Here is a 25,034-nt window from a genome sequence, read left to right as displayed (position 1 = left end):
TGTCCGGGGCGTGGTTCGATGGTGCGTGGCGGAGGGTCTCGCCGGCCGCCGTTCGGGGGCATCGATGGAGAAAGAAGAATGATCTTGCGGGTAGCCGCCTGGAACGTCAACTCGATCACCGCCCGACTGCCCCGGGTACTGGCCTGGCTCGAGTCGGCCCGCCCGGATGTCCTGTGCCTCCAGGAGCTCAAGAGCACCACGGACACGTTCCCCGCCGAGGACGTGCGCGCGCTCGGCTACGAGGTCGCCGCCTACGGCACCGGGCGGTGGAACGGCGTCGCGATCCTGTCCCGCGTCGGCCTCGACGACGTGGCGCGGGGACTGCCCGACGAGCCCGACTACGAGGGCGCCCGGGAGGCGCGGGCGATCACGGCCACCTGCGGGCCGGTACGCGTCTGCTCGGTGTACGTCCCGAACGGGCGGGAGGTCGACCACGCGCACTACGCGTACAAGCTGCGCTGGCTCGGGGCGCTGGCGGAGTCTGCCGCCGGTGACGCGGCCGGCCGGCTACCCTACGCCGTGCTCGGGGACTTCAACATCGCGCCCACCGACGCCGACGTGTGGGACCTCGCGGCGTTCGAGGGCGCGACCCACGTCTCCGCGCGCGAGCGTGCCGCGCTCGACCTGCTGCGGGAGGCGGGCCTGTCGGAGGTCGTGCCGCGCGCGCTGAAGTACGACGTGCCCTTCACCTACTGGGACTACCGGCAGTTGGCCTTCCCGAAGAACAACGGCATGCGCATCGACCTGGTCTTCGGCACCCCGGTCTTCGCGGCGGCCGTCACCGACGCCTATGTCGACCGCGACGAGCGCAAGGGCAAAGGCGCCTCCGACCACGCGCCCGTGGTCGTCGACCTGGAGATCTGAGCATCGGGCGGGCACGACCACGCCCGTCAGCCCGCCGCCGGGGACTGAAGCCCTCAACACGTCGAAGCCACCCCGTCGCCAGAGCATGAGGACGGCAACCCGCACGTTCGGCAGCCCCGAATGGCAGCCGGAAGGGCCGTCGTCCGTCGACGCACCTCGTGTTGGGTCGCCGCCGACCAGTCAGCGCCGGTCCGGGGGCCACGCTTCTCCTCAATTCAGGCGACTGTGGACGGTAGGCAGGTTGGCGCTCGACGGCACCGATGAGTAGGCCGCCGCACACGCAACTGCTCGGTTCGATCCTGGCCAGCACAGTTCGCTGGCCTGAAGCTGGTGCCAGCGACGCCGTAGTTGTTGGGTCAGGTCGTGTCGGTGAAGGCGGTTTGAAGGCGTGGGCTGGTGAGCTTGGCCATTCCCGGACCGGCGGGCCGGTTGATCTCATCGCGTGACTCCAGGGGCGAGTAACATGATCATTTTGCGGAAAACGCTCGCTGCTACGGGTATCGCGGTCCATGTAGCCGGGGGAATGGCTGCGGTGTCGGCCACCCCGGCGGTCGCCGACTCGGTTCGTCGGCGACCGCGCGGCCCGGGCCGTCGCCCGGCTGGGCACTCTCACCGACCGCGAGCGCGAGGTGGCGGTTCTCGTGGGCCGGGGGCTGTCCAACACGGAGAACACCGCGGAGCGCCTCCCGTCGGTGCCCACGAAACACCATGGCGCCGAAGGGCCGCGCTGATCGGCAGCGCGGTCCTGGTTGGAGGCGGTTTCGTCGCCCTCGATCACGCGGTCCCGAAGCCGAGCGCCGACCGGGAGGTCGTGGTCCGCGAGGCGATCACCGCGCTGACCGGATCGACGGGGCGGCCGGTCGCAGGCCTGGTGGATGCGCGGGTCAAGATCCCGACACCGCCTGGCGATCAATCCCGTGCCATTCTTTCGTGATGAATGCGCAGGTGGGGGTGCGTGTACGGTCGCGGCGGTGGCTCGTGGTCTGCGCCTCGGCGTTGACCGTGGCGTTGGCGGCGGTCGTGTGGCATGGGTGGGCCGGCCCCGGGGACTTCAGTGTGTTCGAGGGGCAGGGCGAGGCCCGGGCAAAGCCGACGGCGTGCGTGAGCCCTGCGCGCTGGTTCGTGTATCCGGAGGACTCGGGTGTTCCCGCGAGGTGCTCGAAGGCCACGGGTCGTGCTGTCCTGACCGCCCCGCCTGGGCAGTTGCCGACCGAGGCGCAGGTCCGTGATCTGTACAAGGTCCCTGTGCTGGCCTCGTGGACGTCGGATTCTGGCCTGCCCGAAGTCTCGGTGGACGTTCCGGCCCTGCGAGGAATGATGATCTTGATGGCCTGCCTCGGTGGCGGCTCGATGACGGTGCAGGTCGGGACACGGTCAGCGAGCGTGACCAGTAGATCCTCCGTCGCCCAGTCCTGTGACGGCCTACTGCTCCCGGTCTCGCGGGACAGTGGCCCCACGGAGGTCATCGACGGCACGCAGGTGCACGCCGCAGGCACGGTGCGGTTGGTGCCCTCACTGGCAGGGCCGGCGGGGCCGGCGGAGATCTTCGTCCTGGACTGCTTCCGCACCCCACTCCCGCTGGGGACGCTCAACCCAGGTGTCTTCGAGGCGTGGGAAGCTCGGCCACTGTGCGAATAGGCCGCATCCGGCACCGCACCGTGGACCGCCACGTCCGGTGCGATCGAACGGCAGCTCCCAGCCGGCGCACGGCGGTAGCTGGAAGGCGTGGCTAGTCGGCTACGGTTCCGGCCACAGCGACACGATGACGCAGTCGGTGACCATCCCGACGGGCTGCAAGGCCACCCTCAAGTTCCACCGGTGGTACGCATCTGGCCGCGCTGGGGTCCTTTGATGACGGTGACGCCGAGCAGGCGGATCGCCGCCCCGATCACCCGTTAGGCCCCAGCCGCCGACGGTCAGTCGCGACCGAGGCGACGGCCTGCGGCTGTGTTCCGCAGATAGAGGTCACGAAGCAGGCAGATCTCCGCCCCGTGGTGGATGACCTCCGTGTTCGTGAACAGGATGAGCTTCGCCATGGGCTCGTCGGCGAATTCGGGTGGCTGCGACGGGCCCTGCGGCCGGGCTAGTCCCGCCGCGCCGAGGCCGCGCACCCCGTCGACCCACATGGCGTACGCGTCATCGAGCTGTCTCAAGGCCTCTTCGGAGGTGCCCGCGTAGCGGAACGTCGAGCTTGCCGTCGGCGGACCGCCGAAATGCGACGCGTTGTCCACGGCGAACCCGACCGTGATGTGCGCGAGTCTCCAGGCGATCGTGGTCACCGGCTCCGGAACGCGCGGCGGTTCCGCGTAGTCCATGGTGAACTCGCCCGCGCCGAGGGAGATCGGCGCGGAGGTCTCGCCGCGACGGCTGATCGTCCAGCAGCCGGGGACTGGCTGCCAGAAGTACTCGTCATCTGTCAGCCCGTCCAGCCGGGGCCTGAGCTGATGCCGCCAGTGTGACTCGAGTTGACCGACCAGCTCGGCGTTCCAGTCAATATCCACCTTAGGACGGTACCCGGCGGCGGGGGCGGACCGGTCGCATGATCGGACCGGCCGGGGCGGTGGCCAGCAGGTCGAGGGTTCCGAGTCGGTGCAGTCAACAGGCCGTGGGTGGAGTCCTGCCCGATCGGCAGGACTCCACCCACGAATCACGCCAGCGCGCTCAGCTCGGCTGACGATGGCCCGGCGCGCGCCGGGCCATCCGGTGTCAGGCGGCGAAGGTCCGTCGACGACGGCGCAGGACGAGCAGCGCGACCGTACCGGCGGCCAGCAGTCCCGCGCCGGCTCCGGCGAACGCCAGCGTGTGCGTGCCGGTGACGGGCAGCCCGCCGGTGGCCCGGGCGGTGGGCGAGGCCGGGCGGGCCGGGGCGGGCTCGGCGCACCCGTCGGGGACCGTCCGCGCGGGTGCGCCCTCGACCGTGACGATGATCCGGGCGCAGTTGTTGCTCAGGTCCGGGTCGCCGCCCAGGGCCTCGACGCGGAACGTGCCCTCGCCGACCTCCCGGGACAGGATCCGCAGCCCGTACGTGAAGGAGCTGTCCGCTCCCGGCTCACCGGGGGTGCCCGGGAAGTCCTCCTCCGAGACGCACCGCCGCTCGACCTTGGGGCGCACCTCCAGGCAGTTCAGGGGCGGTTCCTCCGCCCATTCCGTGCCGGCCGGGGCCCGGAGGCGGGAGAGCTTCTGGCCCGCCGGGTAGGAGTCCCCGGTCGGGCCCTTGAAGAAGCTGGTCACCGTCACGTAGACCACCTCGCCGACCTTGCCCGTGACCGGCTGCGCGCGGGCGACCCAGTCCTTGGGCGTGGCGGTCACGGTGCGCAGTACCTGGCCGGTCGCCGTGTTGTCCGCCGGGTTGGAGTCGGTCTCCGCCGCGGCGACCGTCACCTTGGCCTTGATCGGCATCGGGGTCGGGGTCGCGCCCCCCGGGACGTGGGTCCGCTCGTCGGTGGGCAGGGCCAGCGTCATGCCGCGGGATCCGGCACCGGCGACGGGGTCGTCCAGGCGGCAGGCGATCTTTGCCGGACTGAGCAGGGTGCATGTCCTTCCGCGCACGGTCCGCTGTGCCGTGAACGTCAGCGCGGGGCTCGCGCCGCCGTCCACCAGCTCGATGGTCACCGTGGCGGCCGTGGCCTCACCGGGGCCGGCGTTGGACACCTGGAGCCTGAAGATGAGCATGCTGCCGTTGAACGAGGCCGTGCCGAACGTGGGTTTGAGGTCGACCGTGGGCAGGGCGGCCCGGGCGGGGGAGGCCACGAACATGCCGAGGGCGGCGGCCACGGCGGCCACGACCAGCCCGACGGCCCGATGCCGCACGGACCGATTCAACATCTGCGTCACAGGAGGGTTCATTCCGCTGAGGGTGTGGGGAACAGAATCCTAGCCCGGCACCGAATTCCGGCGCAGCCCTGCCCGGACCGCTCGACTTCACCGTCCACATTGGTGCGATCGGCGAATGGCTGCGACGATGCTTCGCGACAGTGCTGCGCCCCGGATACCCGTGGGTCAGGACGTTCGGCCAGGTGGACGTCCCGGCAGCGTCAGGCCGTCTACGGCCCGGCCGGCACGCAGGCGCAGGTGTGATCCGGTGAAGCGGGAGCGCATCCGCCGGTCGTGGGTGACCAGCACGAGTGCGCCCTGGTAGGCGGCCAGTGCCTCTTCCAGTTCTTCCACGAGAGCGGGAGCGAGGTGGTTGGTCGGTTCGTCGAGCAGCAGCAGATCGACGGGGTTACTGACCAGGCGGGCCAGCTCCAGCCGGCGGCGTTGCCCGTAGGACAGTTCCCCGACGCGCAGCCGCAGATCGGCCCGGCCCAGCAGGCCGAGCGACAGCAGCAGCTCGATGTGTTCGTCCGGGTCGCCGTCGCGGCCCTGGGCGAAGGCCTGCGGCACCGTCAGGGAGGGGGGCCACGGCAACTCCTCCTGCCGTAGGTGTCCCACCCGGCCCGGCACGTGCACCTGGCCGCTGTCGGGTGTCAGTTCGCCGGCCAGGATCCGCATCAGTGTCGTCTTGCCCGCGCCGTTGGGGCCGGTCACCAGGAGGCGCTCGCCGGGCAGTAGGCGCAGGGCGGGGACGTGCAGGCGGCCGTCGACCGTCACGTCGGTGAGCTGCGCGGCGACGAAGGCTTCCGCGGTCTCGGCGCCGGTCGTGGCCAGCCGCGCGGTGAGCACGAGCGGATCCGGTGGTGGTGTCGCCGGCGTGACGGTGAGCCGTTGCACCCGTTCCTTGGCGTTGCGGATCCGGACCATCGCGCCATGGCCGCGTCCCCGGGCGCGGAAGCCGCCGTGCCCGAAGACGCTCAACGGAACCTTGCGGGGAATGGCGTCCAGCCGTGCCACATTGGACTCGGCGAGCTGCCGGTTGCGGGCCAGTTCGAAGCGCCAGGCGTCGTACTCCCGCATCCTGCGCCGACGTTGGGCCGCCTTCGCCGTCAGGTAACCGTCATAGCCGTTGCCGTACCGGGAGACCTTGCCGGCGTCCACCTCCAGCACGGTCGTGGTGACGCGCTCCAGGAACACCCGGTCGTGACTGATCACCACGGCTGTCCCGCTGTGCCCGGACAGGTGGTCCTCCAGCCAGCCGACCGCCTGGTCGTCGAGGTCGTTGGTCGGCTCGTCGAGGAGCAACAGTTCCGGTTCGGCCGCCAGCGTGGCCGCCAGCGCGAGACGGGACCGCTCGCCTCCCGACAGCGTCCCCAACGGCCGGTCGAACTCGAGGTTCGGCAGGCCGAGTCCGTGCAGCGCGATGCCCACCCGGGTGTCGGCCCCGTATCCGCCCCGGGCTTCGAAGCGTTCGATCAACGCGGCGTACTCGGTGAGGGATCTGGCGTCCTCGGTGGCGCGCCCGTGCGCCCAGTCGGCTTCGATCCGGCGGATCCGGGCCTCCAGGTCGCGCAGGTCGGCCAGGGCCAGGTCGACGGCGGCCCGGACGGTGACTTCCGGTGGCAGCTGCAGGGTCTGGGCCAGGTAGCCGATGCCGTCGGGTGCCGACACGACCAGTTCACCGTTGTCGGGGTGCTCCTGCCCGGCGATGATGCGCAGCAGGGTGGACTTGCCCGAACCGTTGTCTCCGACGACTCCGACCTTCTCGCCGGGTTTGACGGCCAGGGACACCTGGTCGAGCACGACGCGGTCGTCGTACCGCTTGGTGATGTCGTGTAGTGCCAGTTGTGAGGTTCGCATCGCGGTGGTCTCCTGTTCCCGGCCGAGCCGATCGGAATGATTCGATGTGATGGCCGCGTGTGCCTGGGGCGACGGCCTGCGGCGACGCTGGGAACGGGATACTGGGCGACTCTTTATGGGATGCCTCCTTCTTGAGGTGACGGGCGCGGTTCGGCGTTCAGGGGGTGGCCGGCTCGACCCACTCGACGAACTGGATCACCACGCCGTTGGGGTCGGTGATCTGGAAGAGCCGTTCGCCCCACGGTTCCTCGCGGAGCGGCATGGTGATCGCCACGCCCTGCCCCTCGAGTCGGGCCTCCTCGGCGGCCAGGCCGGTGACGGTGAAGGCCAGGATGAGGCCGCTCGCGTGCTGGTCGCGCTGTTCGGCGGGCAGCACCTCGAGACCGCGACGCAACAGGACGATGTCGACGGCCTCGTCGTCGCGTGTCAGCGACGCGAAGTCGCCCGTGGTCATGGTCTCGGTGTAGCCGAGGTGGGTGGTGAGGAAGGTGCTGGACGCGGCGACGTCGTCCACGGTGAGCGACACGGTGGAGGACGTGATTCTGGCGGCGGTGTGCACGATGTCTCCTCGGGCTAAGTTTACTACGGTGGTAATTATAGTCCCGAGATCAAGGGGTGCCAACATATTTTTGCTACGAGTGTAAGATTTTTCCGTGAGCATCGAGATGATGGGACTCCGCGAGTCCAAGAAGCGCGAGACCCGGCAGGTCATCTCCGACCACGCGACCCGCCTGTTCCTCGAGCGCGGGTTCGAGCAGACGACGATCGCCGACATCGCGACCGCCGCCCGGGTGGCCAAGAAGACCGTCACCAACTACTTCGCCCGCAAGGAGGACCTGGCCTTCGACCACCAGGACCAGTTCGTCGCCAGCCTCGCCGGCACCGTCGCGCGGCGAGCCGTCGGCGAGTCGGCCCTGCACGCGCTGCGCCACGCGTTTCTCGCCGAGGCCCGCGCCCAGGATCCGGTGGCGGGCTTCGCCGGCCCGGACTTCAGCCGCATGGTCGCCGACAGCCCCACCCTGACCGCCCGCCTGCGCGACCTGCACGACCTGAGGGAGAAGGCTCTCGCGGAAGACCTCGCCCTCGCTACCGGCGCGGCCCCCGACGACATCGCCCCCCGCGCCGCCGCGGCCCTGCTCGGCGCGGTGCACCGCACCCTCTTCGACCGCATCCAGGAGCTCACCCGCGCGGGCCGGGACAACGCACAGATCTCCACGACGATCCTCGCGGAGGCCGAACATGTCTTCGACCTGCTGGAACCCGCGCTGGCCGGCTATGGCACGAGGCCGAGTGCGGCCCTGCCGGAAAACGACGCGCATGAAAGGGCGGCCAGGTAGTAGTTGTGGTTGCCTTCCCGGGTGGGGTGATCACCTGGGAGGTGGACGTCGGGCTCGCCCGGAGCCGGTCCTTCATCCGCACCCTGCTGAGGGTGGCCGGCGTCAGTTCGTGAACGCGGTGTCGACGACTGTCGCGACTTCGGCCGCTGGTCCCGCTCGGCGTGGCGGCGGTCAGCTGCTCCCGCCGAGTCGGGCGGACAGGAACCGGGCGATGGCCCCGGCGATGTCGGCCCGGCCCGGGTCGAAGTCGGCGTGCCCGCCGTCGGTGATGGTGACGTGGGTCGGGTGCCCGGCCGCGATGAGCGCGTCGGCCAACCGCACCGCCTGGCTCGGCGGGATGATCGCGTCGTCGAAGGCGTGCACCACCAGCACGGGCGTACCGCCGCCCACGTGCGGCAACACCCCGGACGCGACCGCCTCCGGGTCGTCGGCGGTGGGCACCCGGCCGAGCAGCTTCGTCCAGGAACTGTTGGGGCCGAACGGTTTCGGCCAGTCCGGGCTGACCGGGTCGACCGGGGCCTGGAACGCCAGTACCGCGGCCACGTCCCCGGGCTCGTCCACCCCTCGCAGCCCGAGGTGCAGGGCCAGGTGCGCGCCGGACGAGTTGCCCGCGACGACCAGGGGCTTGCCGGCCTCACGGGCGGCCCTGGCCTCGGCTCGCACATCGTCGAGCTGGGCCGGCCAGACGTGCTCCGGGGCCAGCCGGTACTTCGCGTGTCTCACCGTCATGCCCAGCCGCTCGAACACGCTGACATCCACGTTGTCCACGTGCTGCCAGCCGCCGCCGTGCACCCAGAGCAGTACCGCGTCGAGCTTCATGATCAAGACAATAGCCTCCGGCCGCGGAGGTGTCCCGGGCTCGGCGGGTGGTCGCGCAGGGGTCGGCGTCTGACCCGCTGCCCCGGGCCGCGCCTTCGTTCGTACCCATCTGAGGGTCGAGGCGTCGCCGAATCTCGGCAGTCGGTGGAATGCCGATCAGGTGTCGATCCGACCTGGTCCTCAGCCGGAGGCTGATCGCGAATTCCTCGGCTCGGGCGTGCAACGCCTTGCCGACCTGCCTCCGTTCCAGGTGCGACAGCGAGGGAGGACCCCGAGGCCTACGCCCGACGGGTGCCTGGCTCGACGAGCGCCGCAAGCCACCCGGGCTGGTGCCCGCCGCCCGGGCCCCGACACATCGGTGGCACCTCGGCGAACGGCACCGGAAGTGCCACCGGGGGTCAGGCCGACGCCGGTAGGTTGAGGAACGCCCCGATGAGGCGCAGGTGCCTCGGGGTGAGGCCGACCCGGCGTGGCGGGCTGATCGCCAGGGTCGGCACCGGCAGGTCCGGCCACAGCGGCCGGGTGTCGACCGCGGTGCGCAGCCCGAGGTTGTCCCGCAGGTCGTCGTCCGTCCACACCATCGGCCGACCGGTGGCTGCGGTCCGCCGCCCGCCCGCCTCCTTCCACCACGTGTCCGGGATCGGGGCCAGGGGCCCGGCGGCCTCCTCCACCAGGTACTCCGGGGCCGGCAGGACCGGCAGTTCCGGCAGGCCGAGCGCCTCGGTGGGGGAGGCGATGTGCTGCTGCCAGGTGCTGTGCCAGCGGATGTCGGCCCCGGCGGCGTGTGCCCGGGTGATGAAGCGCAGCACGGGCCGGGCCGCCATGATCGGGTAGGTCTCCTCGGCGTCGCTGGCCTCCGCGCGGATCCACTCGTCGGCCGGCCACACCGACCGGTCGGGGTTGCGCCCGATCGCGTTGACCACGCCGTCGAAGTCCAACAGCCAGACCGGATCCATGAAGCCCTCCTCGACCGGGGCCCCGATTATGCTGCACACCGCCGGAGGCCGGCGAGTGCCCGGCGGGGATCCGGGGCCGCCGACGGCCGGTCGGTCAGTCCGACACCCACATCATCGGGGGTACGCCCGGCCCGGCGCGACAGGTACACGCGGGCGCCGGAACCATGCTCACCCGATCAGTCGCACGGCCTCCTCGTAACTGCTCAGCCCTTCCTGGAACTGGTGTCCGGCCGCCAGTAGCACCGCGCGTTCGGTCAGTGCCCGGACCAGGGCCGGTCGAGCGGCGCGGTCGTCGGAGGCGTGCCAGCGGCGGGCGGCGGTGACACTGTCGTCGAAGGCTGGCAGGGCTGTCTCCAGGAACTGGTGGCCGCGTCTCCACAGGTGGTATGTGCCGATGCGGATCGCGCGCCGGCGGTGTGCCACGGCGGCTTCGGCGAGTGGCGCGTCCTGTCCGGCGGGGTCGGGTACCGGTCGCGGCGGCCGGTCCGGGTCGACGCAGCCGCACGCGGCCAGTCCGGAGTTCTCGCCGTAGTGGGCTCGCAGGTCCGGTGACCAGTGCATCAGGTCCGCGCCGTACGGCGGCCGGGGTTCGCCGGGATCGTGGTGTCCGGTGTCCCACGTCATCGCCGACAGCAGGGTTCCCGCGATCGAGTACTGCGCGCCGCACCAGTTCTTCGGTTCGCCGGTGGCAGCCAGTCGCCGGAGGAGTGCCATGGCCTCGCGTCGCGCGGCGCCGGCATCGGATTCCCGCCCGGCGCGGTCGAGCAGAGCCGCCCGCCAGACCGACTCGTGAAAGACGGTGGCCACGGATCCGGTGCCGGCGGACATCCGGCCGAGGTCCTCGCCGAGAACCTCGTCGAGGACGGCGACCGCCTCGGCGGTACGACCCGCCATGTCCAACTGCGCGGTCAGGGCGAACCGGTTCCACGCGATGTCGTGCTGACCGGTGCCGTCCGGGACCTCGGTCAGCACCTCGCTGGCCTCCGCATGGCGGCCTTCCTCGGCCAGTCCCAGCGCGTAGGAGACCCTGTCGCCACCGGGCGTCGACGCGATCCTCGCCCGGATCGCGAGCCCTTCCGCCCGACGGCCGGCCGAGTACAACAGGCGCTGGTATGTCCCCAGGACGTCTGTGACCAACCTGCCGTGGCCCGGATCCTGCGGGTCCGCCAGTTCCACGGCGGCGCACGCATCCTCCAGCCGTCCCAACTGCACCTCGATCGGTGCCCGGTCGCCGTCGGCGTACCTCAGGCCCACCAACGCGCGGGCCAGGCGGGCACCGTAGCCACGGGGATTGGACGCGGCCAGAATCCGGTATGCCTCAACCCGCTGGTCCGGCCTCGGCGGGCGCGATCCGAGCAGGATCGTCCGGGCCCACACCTCACTCTCGTAGTCCGCCTGGAACTGGTCCGCAACTGTCATGTTCCCCCTCACGTCAGCGTCGAATGGCGAGCCTAGTTCAGAAGAACCCCAGGTCAACTGGCCTGTTAGGTCGAGTGTCCCGTAGGGAATCCCACGGTAGGCTGGGGACGGCACCCACCCGTCGCGCTCGGGGCAGGGGCGGAGGCGATGGGCCGTCTCCAGGCCGGAAGCGGTCGGTGACGACGAACCCGGTGCCGCTCGTCGCCGAAGCCTCGAACGTCCTACGCCGGGCACGCCCGCCATCCCGAACCGAGGTTCCCGACTTCGAAGATCACGCGCTCGCGACTATTAGGAACGAAACATTCCTGATAGCTGCCTACGCTGAGGGCCGGACAGACGATCCAGCGCTCGAAAGGACATCTTCATGTACCTCGTCATCGGTGCCACGGCCCACTTCGGACGCCAGGCCGTCGAGGAGCTGGCCGCCGCGGGCGTACCCGTCCGGGCGCTCACCCGTACCCCGGAGAAGGCCGCGTTCCCCGCTGGTGTCGACGTCGTCCAGGGTGATCTGACCAGGCCCGAGACGTTGCCGGCGGTGATGGCGAACGTCGAGGCGGCGTTCCTGGTCCTGCAGTACGGCATGGACGTCGCCCCGCTCCTGTCGGCCGCCCGCGCGGCGGGGGTACGGCGGCTGGTGTTCCTGTCGTCGGGGGCCGTGGTCCCCGACGCGGACCAGCAGCCCGACGTGATCGCCCGGTACCACCGGGACGTCGAGCGGGCCATCGAGGCGTCCGGAGTCGAGTGGACGTTCCTGCGGCTGCTGTTCCCGGCCATCAACTCGTTGACGTTCGCGATGCAGCTCGGCGGCGGCGACGTGATCCGCGCGCCGTACACCGAAGCGGCCTTCAGCGCCGTGCACGAGCGCGACGTCGCCGAGGTGGCCGCGCGGATCCTGACCGGCGGCGGGCACTCGGGGCAGGTCTACGACCTGACCGGCCCCGGGTCGCTGACCTAGGCCGAGCAGGTCCGCGTGCTCGGCGCGACGCTCGGGCGACCGCTCACCGTGCAGGACCTCGATCCGGAGCCGGTGCGCGAGCAGCTGGGCCAGTTCATGGACCCGGAGTTCGTGGCCGCGCTGTTCGCGCTCATGGCGGAGACGGTCGGCAGGTCCGCGCCGCTCAACGACGTCGTCGAGCGGATCACCGGGCACCCCGCGCGGACATACGCCCAGTGGGCCGAGGACCACCGGGCCGACTTCGACGGCTGAACGACGGGACGGGGGAGGGGGAACGAGATGACGGCACCGATCCTGCGGCGGCGCGAACTGGGCCGCGCCCTGCTGGCCCGCCAACTGCTGCTGGAGCGCGCCGACACGACCGTCGCCGACGCGGTCACCCGGCTCGTCGGCCTCCAGGCGCAGGCGCCGTACGCGCCGTACTTCGGGCTGTGGAGCCGGATCCGGGCGTTCGGCACCGCCGACCTGGCCGACGCGTTGACCGGGCGGCGCCTCGTGCGGATCGCGCTGATGCGCAGCACGGTGCACCTGGTCACCCCGGACGACATCGGCGCGCTGCGGCCGTGGGCGCAGCCGGCCCTCGACCGCGAGTTGGACACGGCGTTCAGGGCCGGCCTCGCGGGGCTGGACCGCGCGGCCGTCGCGGCGGCCGGCCGCGCGCTGCTCGGCGCGGGCCAGCTCACCCCGAAGGAACTCGGCGCGGCCCTGTCCGAACGGTGGCCTGACCGGGAATCCCGGGCGCTCGCCACCGTGGTGCGCAACCTGGTGCCGCTGGTGCAGGTGCCGCCGCGCGCGGTCTGGGGCATCGGCGGGAGCACGCGGTACGCGACGGCGGCCGACTGGACCGGAGCCGAGCCGGCACCCGCCGCCGACCCCGGTCAGGTCGTGCTGCGCTACCTCGCCGCGTTCGGCCCGGCGTCGGTCGCCGACATGCAGACCTGGGCCGGCCGTACCCGTCTGCGTTCCGTTGTGGAGGGTCTGCGGGCGGGGTTGGTGGTGTTCCGCGACGAGCACGGTGTCGAGCTGTTCGACCTTCCCGAGGCACCGCGCCCCGACGCCGGGGTCGCCGCGCCGGTGCGGTTCCTGCCCGAGTACGACAACCTGCTCGCCTCGCACGCCGACCGCAGTCGGGTGATCACGGACGAGGCCCGCCGACGGGTCGTGACCCGCAACGGGATGCGGGCCACCGTCCTCGTCGACGGGGAGGTGGCCGGTGCCTGGAAGCTCCGGAGGGCCGCGACGTCGGCGAGCCTGGAGGTCGAGCCGTTCCGGGCGCTGACGGCCGGCGAGCGGGCCGAGGTCGAGGCCGAGGGCGCGCGGCTGCTGGCGTTCGCCGCGCCGGACGCGCGCCACGAGCTGCTCGTCGGATACCCCGGATAGTCCATCCAGGCACCGACCTTGAGGGGTACGTGTGGGGACGCGCCCGATGCCGGCCGTGCCTCGACCCGCGTCACCCTCCCCGCCCGTGACGCCGCACCGGGCCCGGCTCATCCGGTACCGGGGCACCGCCGGTCGTGGGACATGCCAACCCCGGGCGGAGGGCGGCAGCACGCACTGTACAAACAAAAGATCGACTGATATGGATGTATTGGAGGTTTGTGCGCCACAGTCGGCAGGGGGAACCGGTATGAGAAGAACCGCCGCCGCGACCGGGATCGCCCTGCTCCTCGCGGGACTGACGACCACGGCCGCCACGCGTTCGGCGGCGGCGCCCCCGCCGACCGGACGGGACCGGGCCGTCGCCGTGACCGGCGCGCTGCTGTCCACCCACCGCGCCGAGATCAGTGGCTCCGACGGCGACGCATACCAGGTGTACGCCACGACCCTCGACCCGGACGGCTCCACGCACGCGCGCTACACCCGCACCTACCGGGGACTGCGGGTCCTCGGCGGCGACCTCGCCGTGCACGCGGCCCCCGACGGCACCCTGACCAGTGTTGGCAACACGTTGACCCGGCCACTGGCCCTCGACACCGCCCCGACCGTCGGGAGGGCCTCGGCCGCCGCCGGTGCCCGGGCGCGGTTCGCCGGCACGGTCCGCGCCGTCGGCACCCCGGAACTGGTGGTCGACGCCGCAGACGGCACGGGCGTCCTCGCCTGGGACACCCTCGTGGAGGGCACCGGGCCGGACGGGCAGACCCCGAGCAGGCTGCACGTGCTGAGCGCCGCGCACGGCGGCGGTCTCCTGCGCGCCTTCGACGAGATCCACACCGCCGCCGGCACCGGCCGGACCCTGCGCGCCGGCAACGTCACGCTGGACACGACGGCTCCGGGCGTCGGGTACCGGCTGATCGACCCGGTGCGCGGCGGCAACCTCACCTGCGACGTAGGCCCCGTGCCCACCTGCACCGCGATGGCCGACGCCGACAACACCTGGGGCAACAACAGGCTCACCGACCCCGCGACCGTCGCCGCCGACGCGCACTACGGCGCGGCCGTGACCTGGGACTACTACAAGAATGTCCACGGCCGCTCCGGCATCTTCAACTCCGGCGCCGGGGTCCGGAGCCTCGTGCACTTCGGCAAGAAGTACGCCAACGCGCTCTGGGACGGCAGCCAGGTGCTCTACGGCGACGGCGACGGCAGCACCGGACCGATCATCTCCCTCGACATCGCCGGGCACGAGATGTCGCACGGTGTCACCGAGTACAGCCTCCCCGGCGGCCTGAACCCCACCAGCGAGTCCGGCGCGCTGGACGAGGCGACGTCGGACATCTTCGGCTCGATGGTGGAGTTCCAGGCCGCCAACGCGACCGACCCGGGCGACTACCTGATCGGGGAGATGCTCGACTACTACCACAACGGCACCCCCTTCCGGTACATGTACAACCCCCGGCTGGACGGCTCGTCGGACACCTGCTGGTCCCCGAACACGGCCGCCAAGGATCCGCACTTCTCCTCGGGCGTCGCCAACCACTTCTTCTTCGACCTCGCCGAGGGCACCGGGGCCACCCCGTACGGCACGTCCCCCGTCTGCCAGGGGGGCGCCGTCACCGGCATCGGCCGGACCAGTGCCGCCAGGATCTGGTACCGGGCGCTGACGGTCTACTTCGTCTCCACCACGAAGTACGTCAACACCGCCGCGCCGAACGGCACCGCGCGGGCGTTCACCCTCCGCGCGGCGGCCGACCTGTACGGGACCTGCTCGGTGGAGTACCGCACCGTGCAGGCCGCGTGGACGTCGGTGAACGTCGCCGGCCCGGACGCGGCGTGCCCGCCCCCGGGCGACTTCTCCCTCGCCGTCGGCTCGCAGACCGGCACCGTCGACCCGGGCGGAAGTACCACCGTCGCCCTGACCACGACCACGACGTCCGGTGCCCCGCAGACCGTGAACCTGTCGGCGTCGGGCCTGCCGTCCGGCGTGCACGCCTCGTTCCAGCCGCCGTCGATCCCGTCCGACGGCGTGTCGGTCCTGACGCTGGCGGCCGCCGCCGCCGCCCCGCCGGGCACCTACCCGCTCACGCTCACCGGGACCGGCACCGCGATGGGCAGGGCGCACAGCGTGCTGTACACCCTGACGGTCCGCGGGTCGTCGGGCGCCCGCCCGAGCCCGGGCCAGATGTCGACGTCGTTCGTCCTGGACGACACCACGCTGACGGTCACCTGACCTTCCCTTCCGGGCCGGACGGCCGGCGCGCGCACGAGCCGGCGCAGGTCGTCACCGCCCGCCCGTGCCCCGCGCACGCACGAGCCGGCGGCCGGGCGCGGGGCCCGGCCGCCGGCTGGCGGGGTCCGTTCAGTGCTGCCGGGCCCGCTTCGGGAGCAGGAACCCGAGCGCGAACGCGAGCCCGGTCAGCGCCAGCGCCAGGAGCGTGACCGGCTCGATGGCCGCGAAGTGGGTGCCGGGCGCCGTGAACCGGCCGAAGAACACCGTGCCGAACACGGCCACCCCGACCGATGCCGCGAGCTGCTGCACCGTCTCCAGCGCCGCGGCCGCCGAGCCGGTCTCGTGGTCGGCCACGTCGCCCATGATGATGTCGAACAGCGGCACGAAGATCATGCCCATCCCGAGGCCGAACACCGCCAGCGGCGCCACGATCGCCGTCGACCCGCCGTGGAAGGCCAGGTACAGCCAGCCGATCCCGACGGCCATCACGGCCAGGCCGAGGTGCAGGACCGTGCGGCCGAGCCTGGCGACCAGGCCGCCGCTGAGGCCCGAGCCGACGAACGCGCCCACCGCCCAGCCGGCCATCGTGAGGCTGGCCCGGGTCGCCGACTGGCCGACGCCCAGCTGGAGCAGCATCCCGACGGTCAGGGCGAAGCCGCAGATCGCGCCGAAGAACACCAGGACGAACGCCACGCCGGAGGTGTAGGACCGCTTCGCGAACACGCTCAGCTCGATCAGCTTCGTGTCCGTGGCGCGCATCTGCTGCCGGGCGAACAGGCCCAGTACCGGCACCGCCGCGACCAGCATCGCGACCGTCCACAGCGGCCAGTCGAGCTCCCGGCCCTGCACCAGCGGGAAGGTCAGCAGGAACATGCCGGTCCCGGCCACGGCGGCGCCCCGCCAGTCGAGCCTGTGGCCCCGGGCGACCGGCGCCGGGTCGGGCAGGGCCCTGCCGCCCGCGATCAGCGCGAACGCGCCGAGGGGCAGGTTGATCAGGAAGATCATGCGCCATCCGGTACCGAACACGTCGGCGTCGACCAGCGCCCCGGCCACGACCGGCCCGAGCACGGTGGACAGCCCGATCGCCGGACCGAAGATCATGAACGCCTTGCCCAGGGCGGCGCCGAACAGGTCCCGCAGCAGCCCGAAGCCCTGCGGGATCATCACCGCCGCCGCCAGGCCCTGCAGCGCGCGGGCCCCGATCAGGGCCTCGGCGCTCGGTGCCACCGCGCAGGCCACCGACGCGACCAGGAACCCCACGATGCCCCATCGCATCATCGGCTTGCGTCCGTACAGGTCGCCGAGCCGGCCGCCCGCGAGCAGGCCGACGGCGATCGCCAGCGTGTAGCTCGCCGCGATCCACTGGATCGCCGTGTAGCCGCCGCCGAGGTCGCCCTGGATCGCCGGCGCCGCGACGCTCACGACCGACGCGTCGAGCAGGTTCATCAGGGTGGCGGCCAGGATCGCGAACAGGCTCAGCCAACGGCGGGTGGCGACGACGGGCGCTTGGAGCACTGCGGTCATGACTTCTCACTCCTCGTTCGGGGGATGCCACCAACCTACGGCGCTATTAGGAAGACTCCGTTCCTGATAGTCGGGCAGACTGGCGGAATGTTGGAAACATCCGCCCGACTTCTCAGACTCCTGTCCCTCCTGCAGACGCCCCGCGACTGGACCGGCCCCGAACTCGCCGACCGGCTCGACGTCAGCACCCGCACCGTCCGCAACGACGTCGAACGACTCCGCGGCCTCGGCTACCCGGTCAACGCCACCCGAGGCAACGTCGGCGGCTACCGGCTCGGCGCGGGCGCGGCCATGCCCCCGCTCCTCCTCGACGACGAGGAGGCCGTCGCCATCGCGCTCGGCCTGCGCACCGCCGCCAGCGGAAGCATCACCGGCATCGAGGAGTCCTCCCTGCGGGCACTGGCCAAACTGGAACAGGTCTTGCCGTCCCGGCTGCGCCGCCGGGTCAACACCCTGCAGAGCTACACCGTCACCACCCGGTACGACTCCGGCCCCAAGGCCGACGCCGCCGTACTCACCGCCCTGACCGCCGCGTGCCGCGACCACGAACGTCTCCGCTTCGACTACGCCGACCACACCGGCGCGACCAGCGTCCGCTCCGTCGAGCCCTACCGGCTCGTCAACCGGGGCAGCCGCTGGTACCTGGTCGCCTACGACCTCGACCGCGCCGACTGGCGCACGTTCCGCGTCGACCGCCTCACCCCCCGGATCCCGACCGGCCCCGGGTTCACCCCGCGCGACCTGCCGTCCGACGACCTCGCCGGTCACGTGGGCCAGGGCGTGGCCACCGCGACGTGGCAGCACCGGGCCCGGATCACGGTGCACGCGCCGGCGGCCGTCGTCGCCGAACGGATCACCCCCTGGATCGGCGGAGTCGAGGTCCTCGACGAGGAGACGTGTGTGCTGGTGACCGGCGCGCAGAACGTGGAGACGATCGCGGTGTACATCGGGATGCTCGGCCTGGACTTCACCGTGACCGAGCCGCCCGAACTCGTCGCCCAGCTGCGGAAACTGGCCGACCGCTACGGCCGCTCCACTCCCGACGGCGCGCCGGGACCGATGAGTCCCGGTGGCGACGGCGGGTGAGGATCCGGTACTCGTTCCTGACGGGCACGGCGTTCGGATCCGACTGCCGCTGGCCGGGCATGCTCGTCGGTGGGCCCACCTGACGCCGCGGCGCCCGGCGACGAGTTGCGGAACACGCACGCGCACACCGCCACCTGTGCCCGAGTCCTATGACGAGGTCATCCCCGTGCGCCCCGTCAACCGTTGGGACGGTCAGCCCGCTTCGATCCAGCCCACCGGGTCACCGATCCTCTGCCAGGTGCCCGAGCCACTGATCCACCTGAGAACACCGGCGGTCGGGTCCTCGGCGTAGATCGAGCGGCGGCTGTCGGCCGAGTAGGTCCTGCCGACACCGCAGGTGGACCTGCCACCACCGGCCTTCACTTCCTTGAAGAGGGTGAAGTTCGGGCAGATCCTGGGGTTGAAACCCGTCTGCAGGACCCACATGCCGCCGGTGTAGTAGTCACCCCCGTACATCCTGCCGCCGTAGTAGTCGACCTGCGTCCAGTTCGTTCCGTCCCAGACCTCGGCGGAACCCTGGGCGTTCCGCCGGCTGACGTACCCCTGGGTGCTGGCGGTGAACTGGGTCGACGGTCCGCTGATCTTCCGCCAGGCGCCGGGGGTGTCGCGGTTGGTGTAGAGGTCCCCGGCGGCGTCGGTGCGGAAGACGACGCGGTCGCCGCCGGCGTAGATCTGCTGGCTGGGGCCGGCGATCTTCTGCCAGGTCCGGCCGCCGCGCCAGGCGAGTACCGCCGACCGGTCGGGGGAGAGGGCGAAGACGTGGCCGGTGTCGTCGACGACGACCTGGGCGGCGGGGCCGCCGATCCGGGTCCAGGAGTCCGGGGTGGCGTCCCAGGCGTAGAGGTTGCCGGTGTCGGGTTCCTCGGCGACCACGCCGCCCCCACCGGCGTGCAGGGCGCTGGCGGTGTAGCGGTCGCCGATCGTGGTCCAGGCCCCGTCGTACCAGGCCAGAACGTCGAGGGTGGTACTCCGGGCGTAGAGGGGCGGGTCGAGGTTGGCGGTGGTGGGGGCGGGCAGGCGATCGGCCGGCCAGACGGCCGCCGTCGGGCGGGTGGCCGGCCGCGCGGTGCCGGTCGAAGCGGTGCCGGCCGAAGCGGCGGCGGCCGAGGCGGTGCCGGCGGGCAGCACGGTGGCGGGAACGGCGAGGGCGGCGGTGAGGAGGAGGGCGAACAAGGGCCGGGAAGGACGTGACACGGGACCCCCTGGGGCGGCGGTCGGCAGGAAAAGGCCATCCTAACCAGCGATAGAGATCCATAGTGGATTGATCATGTTAAATGGGACAACTTCTGGGAATCCCGCGCCACACCGGCACCGGGGCGCGCCGACGGCGCACCGCAAGGAAGCAGGTGGGCCGCGCCTGCGAGAGCGTGCGGAGGACTGTCCCCGGCGCGCACCGGAAGGGAGCACGGAGCGCGCGGACGCCCCGGGCCGGAAGCGCCTACGCCTACGCCGACGCCCCGGGCCGGATGCGCCCGCACGGACGCACCGAGCCCGCCGGTCACATCGACGTCGGCGCGGGCGCGGCGAACGGGAACACCCGCACGTGCGCGCGCTGCCCGCCGATCAGCACCTCCGCCTCCTGGAACCCGCCGCCGGGCACGCCGTGGTACAGCACCCCGCCCCGGACCCGGTACCCGTTGAGTCCCTCCGCCGTCGTGAACCGCGCGTACTGCTCCGGCCGCAGGTAGATCCGGAACTCGGTGTTCGCCACGGTCGGCACCGCGCGACCGGTGCGCCGGGCGGCTGCGGGCAGATGGTCGACGGTGTTCTGGAACTGTTCGACCGCGTGCTCCACGTCGGTGCCCTTGCCCTCGGCGATGATCCACCGGGGCGGGGTCCCGTAGGCGAGGATGTCGGCCGACTGGGTGTTGCCGGTCATGCCCAGCGCCCGGCGGACCCCGTCGTCCGTGGCGCCGAACGGCTCCGCGGCGTCGAGGGTCGCGTGCCGGCGGGCGCCCTGTTCGAGCTGGTGGGTGGCCAGGGCCTGCCGGTAGGAGGCCCGGACCTGGTCGTCGGCGGAGTTCATCAGGTCCCGGATCCGGCCCCAGAGGGCGTCGTGCTGGGCGCGGACGTCGCGGAGCTGCCCGTACACCTCGGCCGAGGCCGCCGGGTTGCCCCGGATCCGGTCGAGCAGCTGGTCCAGCCTGGCCTGGAGCCGGGCGTAGTCGGCGTCGATCCGCCGGTACGGCGCCACGTACCGGCCGAGGCCGCGCACGTCGCGGGCCAGGATCCGGGCGTCGCGCGCGGGCCCGGTCAGCGGCAGCCCGGGCAGCGCCTCCCCGGCGGCCGGTACCGGTGCGGCGGAGGCGTTGCCCCGGCCCATCTCCTCCACCTGCGCGGCGGACAGCTGCGGCTCGGCCGTACCGACCGCCGGGGCCCCGCCGGGCCGGGCCTCCTGCTCGACGGTGGCGGCGTCCTGGAGGACATGGTCGACCTGCTGCTCCACCGGGCCGGCCGGGCCGCCCGCCAGCCGGGGCCGGACCCGGCCGAAGGTCTCGCGGAGCCGCTGGAACGCGGTGGGCGCGGCCAGGACGACCCGGGCCAGCGTGTACACCATGATGAGTTTCTGGACGCTGTCCCAGGCGCGGAGGAACTCCGGCCCCCCGGCCATGGCGGTGATCTGCGGTCGGAACGACCGGACCGTGATGTCGGTGGCGCTGAGCAGCAGGTCGAGTGCCGCGAGCAGCTTGGCGGCCCGGGAGCCGGCGGCCACCAGCCCGGTTCCCCCGGCGGCCAGCAGGGCGACGTCGACGGCGGTGCCCATCTCCTGACGGAACTGCTTGTGCTGCAACCCCCACAGGTTGACCGCCGGCAGGAACAGCACCTCGCCCTCCGCCGCGCCGACCTCGGGCTCGTCGGCGACGAACCGGACCGAGATGAGCTCCGTCGGGTCGAACTCGTAGTGCTGCACGACGGAGAACAGCGGCCCGACGAGCAGCCGCAGGTCCAGCACGATCCGCCCGGCGGGGGTCCATTCCAGCCGGTCGGCGTGCGTGCGGGCCAGGTGGGTGGTCATCGCCTGCAGCACGGTCGGGTCGCCCCAGACGATCTGGCGGGCCTCGTGCATCCGGCGGGCGGTCTCCTCGGGGCCGCCGGCCCGCAGGGCGAGGTCGCACAGCGCGGACTGGTACCCCCGGATCTCCTCCCCGTCGATCGCGGAGTCCAGTTCGCGGAACAGGGCGGAGCCGCCGGACCGCAGCCGGGCCAGCAGCTCGGTGCCCTGGGCCTCGGGGGTGGTCCGGATCAGCCGGGTGATCGTGGTCTCGTCCTCGTCCCCGACGAGGGTGCCCCGGCCGATCGCGGCGATCAGCCGGGCCCTCGGGTCCACGGCCAGGCCGACCATGGACCGGTCGTCGAGCCGGGCCGCGAGCGAGTCGACGTCGCCGTCCCCGGCGTCCAGCGCGCGCAGGGTCGCGGCGACCCGCTCGCGCTCGCGTTCCTCGGGGGTGGGCGCGCGGCGGGCCTGCCAGTACTCGACCCGTTGGCGGATGCCCTGCTCCCGGTCGCGGAACACCCGGCGGGTGGCGTCGGCGAGCCGGCTGAGCTGGTCGGCGTTCAGGGGCTCCAGGTAGCGGTCCAGCCAGCCGGTGTCCCAGCCGGGCATCATCCGGGCCGCGTCGTCCCACCGGTCGTGCTGGACCGCCGCGTCCCAGCCGGGCCGGGCGGCGGCCGGGTCGACGTCGCGTTGCAGGGCGGTCACGGCCCGGGTGGTGGCCGCGTTGCCGACCTGGCGTTGCAGGCGGAGCGTGGCGGCGGCCCGGCCGCCGGGTTCGGGCCGCCGGGCCGGTGGGTGGGCCGGCCGGTGCCGGGGCTGGTCGTGGTCTCTGTCGGGTCGGCTGGTGGTCACGCGGCTCCCCCCGGGGCCGTGGTCGAGTCCCCACCAGCATGATCACCTCGCCGTCGGGAGGCGCTGTCGTTGGTGTCGCCGGTCGGGCAGTCCCCACTTCCCATTCGTGCAGGCTCGCCCAGGGAAAGACCCTTTCCGGGTACGAGGTGCCCGTGGTCCTCGGCGCTCGGCTATTGCCCCTGTGCAGCTACTGGACGGATGCCCGCAGCAAGGGCCGCGAAGAACTCGACAGCTGATCCCCTACCGGGCGGTCCCGCTGCCGTGCCCAGGTCCGTTGGCTGCGGACCTGGGCACGGGTGAGCGTGGGGGGACGCGTCAGTGCCGGTACCGCCGTCGAAGCCGTTGCTGGCGGCCAGGGCGGCGTGCCGGTCAGCGGTAGTCGATGGTGTGGGTGTAGACGAGGTTGCGGGCCGCCGCCGACGTGTCGAGTCCGACCAGGGGGCGGTCGCTGAGGAAGTGTTCGCGGAACGAGCTGGACTGGTAGCGGCGCATCAGGTCGAACGTCCGGGCCGGACCGCCGTCGCGGTTGCGCCACAGGTCGATCATGGCTCCGGCGACGCGGCTCTCGACCCAGTCGCCGTTCTCGAGGTTGGTGTTGCTGGCGGGGCGGGACGGGTCGTACCAGGCGGTGGACATCAGGTTCACGTACTGGCCGTTGGGCCAGTAGAACCGGCCGTCGCCCATGCCGTAGCCGGTGACGGCGTTGGCGAAGCCCTCGGTCCAGGCGCAGTTGGCGCCGGAGCGCTTGTGCAGGTAGTGCGGGTTCGGGCAGTCGAAGTAGGGCCACCAGCGGTTGTAGAGCAGGTCCATGAACGCGTGCCCGGCCTCGTGCATGACGAGGTGTTCGGAGTCGGGGTCGGCGTCGGCGAAGGCCACGTACCGGCCCGACGGCGAGAAGTAGGTGCCGTCGGTGCTGCCCGGCTGCCAGTGCAGGGTGATCGTCGTGCAGTTGGCGGTCTCCCGGGCGGTCCAGCAGCCGGTGCCGGAGCCGCGCATCGACCACAGGATGTTCATGGTGTCGAAGGCATGCCAACCCCGCATATGGGTACTCGAAGGCGCGGTCGTCCCATAGTTCGGGTCCGTGCCGGACGCCACGTTGTACTTCGCCGCCGTGGTGATCGTGTAGATGCTGGTCCCGGCGTTGTTGGTCACCCGCCACACGGAGGCCTCGGTGCTGAACCGGACCTGCACGGAGTACATCGTGGACACCGGGGCGGTGAAGCACAGCCGGTACCGGCCGTCACCGACGCCGGTCAGCCCACTGGCGTAGGTGGTCAGGGCCGCGCTCGACGTGGTTCTGCCCTGCACCGCGACGGGGATGTTGCGACCGACGAGCCAGGTGCCGTTCTTGTTGGCGACCGTGAACTGCCCGGTCGCGCAGATCTGGCCGGGTGCGGTGGCGTCCGGCGCTCGGGGCGCGATCGGGGTGGCCTGTCCGCTGGCGGTGACCGGGGCGGCGGGGCCGGTGTCGACGGCCGGGGCGTCGGTCGACGCGATGCCCGGCCGGGAATCCGTCACGTCGACGGTGAACTCGGTCGAGCCGTGGGCGGCGCGGAGCTGGTCGGGCTGGTCGGCGTCGGCCACGTCGGCCTGGATCTGGGCGGGGCCGGTCCGCAGGGCAGTCACCCGGGCGGTCACCACCCGCCCCCTGTCCGTCAGCCCGAACTGCTGCTCGGCGAGATGGTCGAGGCCGACCGCGCGCGGGGCCGACAGGCCCGTGCCGGCGGTCTCCAGTCGCAGGTTGTCCGACAGGCGGATGCCGAGCCGGGCGGTGCCGACGCGCACCTGCGACCGCACGTGGATCCGCACGGTCGTCGATTCGCCCACCGCGGGCAGCCGGTCGAGCGTGATCTTGGCGGAGACGCACTTCGGTGCGATCTCCGAGTGGGCTCCGGTCTGGAACGTGCATTTCGCGGCGGGTGGCGCGGCGGCGGCCAGCGTGGCGGGCGCGACGGCCGCACCGAGCACGAGTGCTGTCAAGAGGGGTAGTTGCCGTATGTAACGCATAAGGGGTCCTTTTTCATTGGATCAGATGTAGGGGCGCCGACCCTGTGGGGAGTGGTGCGGGAGCGTCGCCGATGGGTGAACCGGGCTTCCGGACCCGCACGGGGCGGCGGTGGGGACGAGTTCGTGTTGCCGCCGCCCGGCCGGCCATTCGACCGCACACCGGGCGGCCGGCTGAGGGGTGACGGGGCCTCGCCCGGGTCAGACGCCGGAGATGTTGCGGATCCAGCTGCGGTACGCCGTGGTGCTGGTGTAGTAGGCGTAGTTGGCGCGGTCGCTGGTCGAGGCGACGCCGACCTGGTAGCCGCCGGCGAACACCGGGCCGCCGGAGTCCCCGCCGGCGATGATGCCGTCCACGCGCTGCACGCCGATCGCGACGCCGCCGCGCCCGTCACGGCTGTTGGTGGAGAAGACCCGGGTGTTGGCGTACTTCAGGTAGCGCGACTGGCACTGGTCGGACGGGCAGGTCGAGCCCCAGCCGTAGATCTGCGCGTTCTGGCCGACGGAGGTCGACCCGAGCCGGGTGTAGGTTCCGCTGACCGGCCGGGACAGCTGGACGAGGGCGAGGTCGGCCTGCGGGTGCTGGTAGACGTAACTCGCGGTGACGGTGGTGCCGCCGGAGTACGCGTCGGTGCTGCCGATCCGGTAGGAGTAGGACGCGCTGGCGGACACGCAGTGCTGGGCGGTCAGAATCCAGCTCGGGGCGATCTGGCTGGCGGTGCACCACTCCGCGCCGTTGCGGAACTGTTTGACCGCGCCGTAGGTGTAGGAGGAGTACCCGCCTCCTACGACGCTCGGGGGCGTTCCGCCGACGGCGCCGGGCGCGTTACCGACGGCGTGCGCGGGTGCCGAGACGAGCAGGGCGGCGGCGAGCCCGAGGGCCGCGAAGAGCGTGCGCTGGAAGCGCATAGGTCATCACCTCTTTGGGGTAGGGATGCGGTGA

General features: G+C 72.1%; 20 protein-coding genes. 8 read left to right on the top strand and 12 right to left on the bottom strand.

The features are described from left to right. Positions 1-84 precede the first annotated feature (84 nt). Entirely contained in the window at positions 85-864 is a 780-nt protein-coding gene (locus AB0M43_RS07345; protein WP_363722074.1) for an exodeoxyribonuclease III, read from the top strand. A 933-nt stretch (positions 865-1,797) separates the two neighbouring features. Then, positions 1,798-2,502: a hypothetical protein gene (locus AB0M43_RS07340; RefSeq protein ID WP_363721999.1), complete on the top strand. Its 705-nt coding sequence runs from the start codon at positions 1,798-1,800 to the stop codon at positions 2,500-2,502. Between the two features lie 278 nt (positions 2,503-2,780). On the opposite strand, the gene AB0M43_RS07335 is transcribed toward AB0M43_RS07340, so the two are convergent. The 4 genes from AB0M43_RS07335 to AB0M43_RS07320 all read right to left on the bottom strand — a co-directional run bounded on the left by AB0M43_RS07335 (position 2,781) and on the right by AB0M43_RS07320 (position 7,096). After that, positions 2,781-3,365 (bottom strand): DinB family protein, encoded by a 585-nt coding sequence (locus AB0M43_RS07335; protein ID WP_363721997.1) that lies wholly within the window; start codon positions 3,363-3,365, stop codon positions 2,781-2,783. 205 nt (positions 3,366-3,570) lie between these two features. Continuing rightward, complete coding sequence (locus tag AB0M43_RS07330; RefSeq protein ID WP_363721995.1) at positions 3,571-4,674, bottom strand: LPXTG cell wall anchor domain-containing protein; 1,104 nt, start codon at positions 4,672-4,674, stop codon at positions 3,571-3,573. A gap of 189 nt (positions 4,675-4,863) precedes the next feature. Continuing rightward, positions 4,864-6,537 carry a TlrC/CarA/OleB/SrmB family ABC-F type ribosomal protection protein gene (locus AB0M43_RS07325; RefSeq protein WP_363721993.1) on the bottom strand — a complete coding sequence of 558 codons (1,674 nt, stop codon included), beginning with the start codon at positions 6,535-6,537 and terminating at the stop codon, positions 4,864-4,866. Between the two features lie 157 nt (positions 6,538-6,694). After that, positions 6,695-7,096, bottom strand: coding sequence for a VOC family protein (locus AB0M43_RS07320; protein WP_363721991.1), 402 nt, complete (start codon positions 7,094-7,096; stop codon positions 6,695-6,697). A 94-nt stretch (positions 7,097-7,190) separates the two neighbouring features. Between AB0M43_RS07320 and AB0M43_RS07315 the strand changes: the two genes are divergently transcribed. Further along, positions 7,191-7,874 (top strand): TetR family transcriptional regulator, encoded by a 684-nt coding sequence (locus tag AB0M43_RS07315; RefSeq protein WP_363721989.1) that lies wholly within the window; start codon positions 7,191-7,193, stop codon positions 7,872-7,874. A 171-nt stretch (positions 7,875-8,045) separates the two neighbouring features. Here AB0M43_RS07315 and AB0M43_RS07310 read toward each other — a convergent pair whose 3' ends face one another. The 3 genes from AB0M43_RS07310 to AB0M43_RS07300 all read right to left on the bottom strand — a co-directional run bounded on the left by AB0M43_RS07310 (position 8,046) and on the right by AB0M43_RS07300 (position 11,068). Continuing rightward, positions 8,046-8,693, bottom strand: coding sequence for an alpha/beta hydrolase (locus AB0M43_RS07310; protein ID WP_363721987.1), 648 nt, complete (start codon positions 8,691-8,693; stop codon positions 8,046-8,048). A 398-nt stretch (positions 8,694-9,091) separates the two neighbouring features. After that, entirely contained in the window at positions 9,092-9,649 is a 558-nt protein-coding gene (locus AB0M43_RS07305) for a hypothetical protein (RefSeq protein ID WP_363721985.1), read from the bottom strand. 168 nt (positions 9,650-9,817) lie between these two features. Continuing rightward, the gene (locus AB0M43_RS07300) at positions 9,818-11,068 is read right to left on the bottom strand and encodes a hypothetical protein (RefSeq protein ID WP_363721984.1); all 1,251 of its coding nucleotides are present in this window, start codon (positions 11,066-11,068) and stop codon (positions 9,818-9,820) included. Between the two features lie 364 nt (positions 11,069-11,432). On the opposite strand from AB0M43_RS07300, the gene AB0M43_RS07295 reads away from it, so the two are divergent. The 4 genes from AB0M43_RS07295 (at position 11,433) to AB0M43_RS07280 (ending at position 15,630) form a co-directional block, all read left to right on the top strand. After that, positions 11,433-12,023 carry an NAD(P)H-binding protein gene (locus AB0M43_RS07295; RefSeq protein WP_363721982.1) on the top strand — a complete coding sequence of 197 codons (591 nt, stop codon included), beginning with the start codon at positions 11,433-11,435 and terminating at the stop codon, positions 12,021-12,023. 15 nt (positions 12,024-12,038) lie between these two features. Continuing rightward, positions 12,039-12,275 carry a hypothetical protein gene (locus AB0M43_RS07290; RefSeq protein ID WP_363721980.1) on the top strand — a complete coding sequence of 79 codons (237 nt, stop codon included), beginning with the start codon at positions 12,039-12,041 and terminating at the stop codon, positions 12,273-12,275. Positions 12,276-12,302: 27 nt separating this feature from the next. Then, positions 12,303-13,403 carry a winged helix DNA-binding domain-containing protein gene (locus AB0M43_RS07285; protein WP_363721978.1) on the top strand — a complete coding sequence of 367 codons (1,101 nt, stop codon included), beginning with the start codon at positions 12,303-12,305 and terminating at the stop codon, positions 13,401-13,403. Between the two features lie 247 nt (positions 13,404-13,650). Next, the gene (locus tag AB0M43_RS07280; protein ID WP_363721976.1) at positions 13,651-15,630 is read left to right on the top strand and encodes a M4 family metallopeptidase; all 1,980 of its coding nucleotides are present in this window, start codon (positions 13,651-13,653) and stop codon (positions 15,628-15,630) included. A 129-nt stretch (positions 15,631-15,759) separates the two neighbouring features. Here AB0M43_RS07280 and AB0M43_RS07275 read toward each other — a convergent pair whose 3' ends face one another. Next, positions 15,760-17,154, bottom strand: a complete 1,395-nt coding sequence (locus AB0M43_RS07275) for an MFS transporter (RefSeq protein ID WP_363721974.1) — start codon at positions 17,152-17,154, stop codon at positions 15,760-15,762. Positions 17,155-17,241: 87 nt separating this feature from the next. On the opposite strand from AB0M43_RS07275, the gene AB0M43_RS07270 reads away from it, so the two are divergent. Next, positions 17,242-18,240 (top strand): YafY family protein, encoded by a 999-nt coding sequence (locus AB0M43_RS07270; protein ID WP_363721972.1) that lies wholly within the window; start codon positions 17,242-17,244, stop codon positions 18,238-18,240. 192 nt (positions 18,241-18,432) lie between these two features. Here the strand turns inward: AB0M43_RS07270 and AB0M43_RS07265 are convergent, their stop codons facing one another. The 4 genes from AB0M43_RS07265 to AB0M43_RS07250 all read right to left on the bottom strand — a co-directional run bounded on the left by AB0M43_RS07265 (position 18,433) and on the right by AB0M43_RS07250 (position 25,000). Continuing rightward, complete coding sequence (locus AB0M43_RS07265; RefSeq protein WP_363721971.1) at positions 18,433-19,434, bottom strand: hypothetical protein; 1,002 nt, start codon at positions 19,432-19,434, stop codon at positions 18,433-18,435. Between the two features lie 304 nt (positions 19,435-19,738). Next, positions 19,739-22,087: a hypothetical protein gene (locus tag AB0M43_RS07260; protein ID WP_363721970.1), complete on the bottom strand. Its 2,349-nt coding sequence runs from the start codon at positions 22,085-22,087 to the stop codon at positions 19,739-19,741. 369 nt (positions 22,088-22,456) lie between these two features. Next, positions 22,457-24,094 (bottom strand): hypothetical protein, encoded by a 1,638-nt coding sequence (locus AB0M43_RS07255; protein WP_363721968.1) that lies wholly within the window; start codon positions 24,092-24,094, stop codon positions 22,457-22,459. 198 nt (positions 24,095-24,292) lie between these two features. Next, the gene (locus AB0M43_RS07250) at positions 24,293-25,000 is read right to left on the bottom strand and encodes a trypsin-like serine protease (RefSeq protein ID WP_363721966.1); all 708 of its coding nucleotides are present in this window, start codon (positions 24,998-25,000) and stop codon (positions 24,293-24,295) included. Between the last annotated feature and the right edge of the window lie 34 nt (positions 25,001-25,034).

The organism is Longispora sp. NPDC051575 (assembly GCF_040681875.1).
Classification (GTDB): Bacteria; Actinomycetota; Actinomycetes; order Mycobacteriales; family Micromonosporaceae; genus Longispora.
The sequence above is the reverse complement of the archived record's forward strand: the minus strand, read 5'-3'. Positions and strand labels throughout refer to the sequence as shown.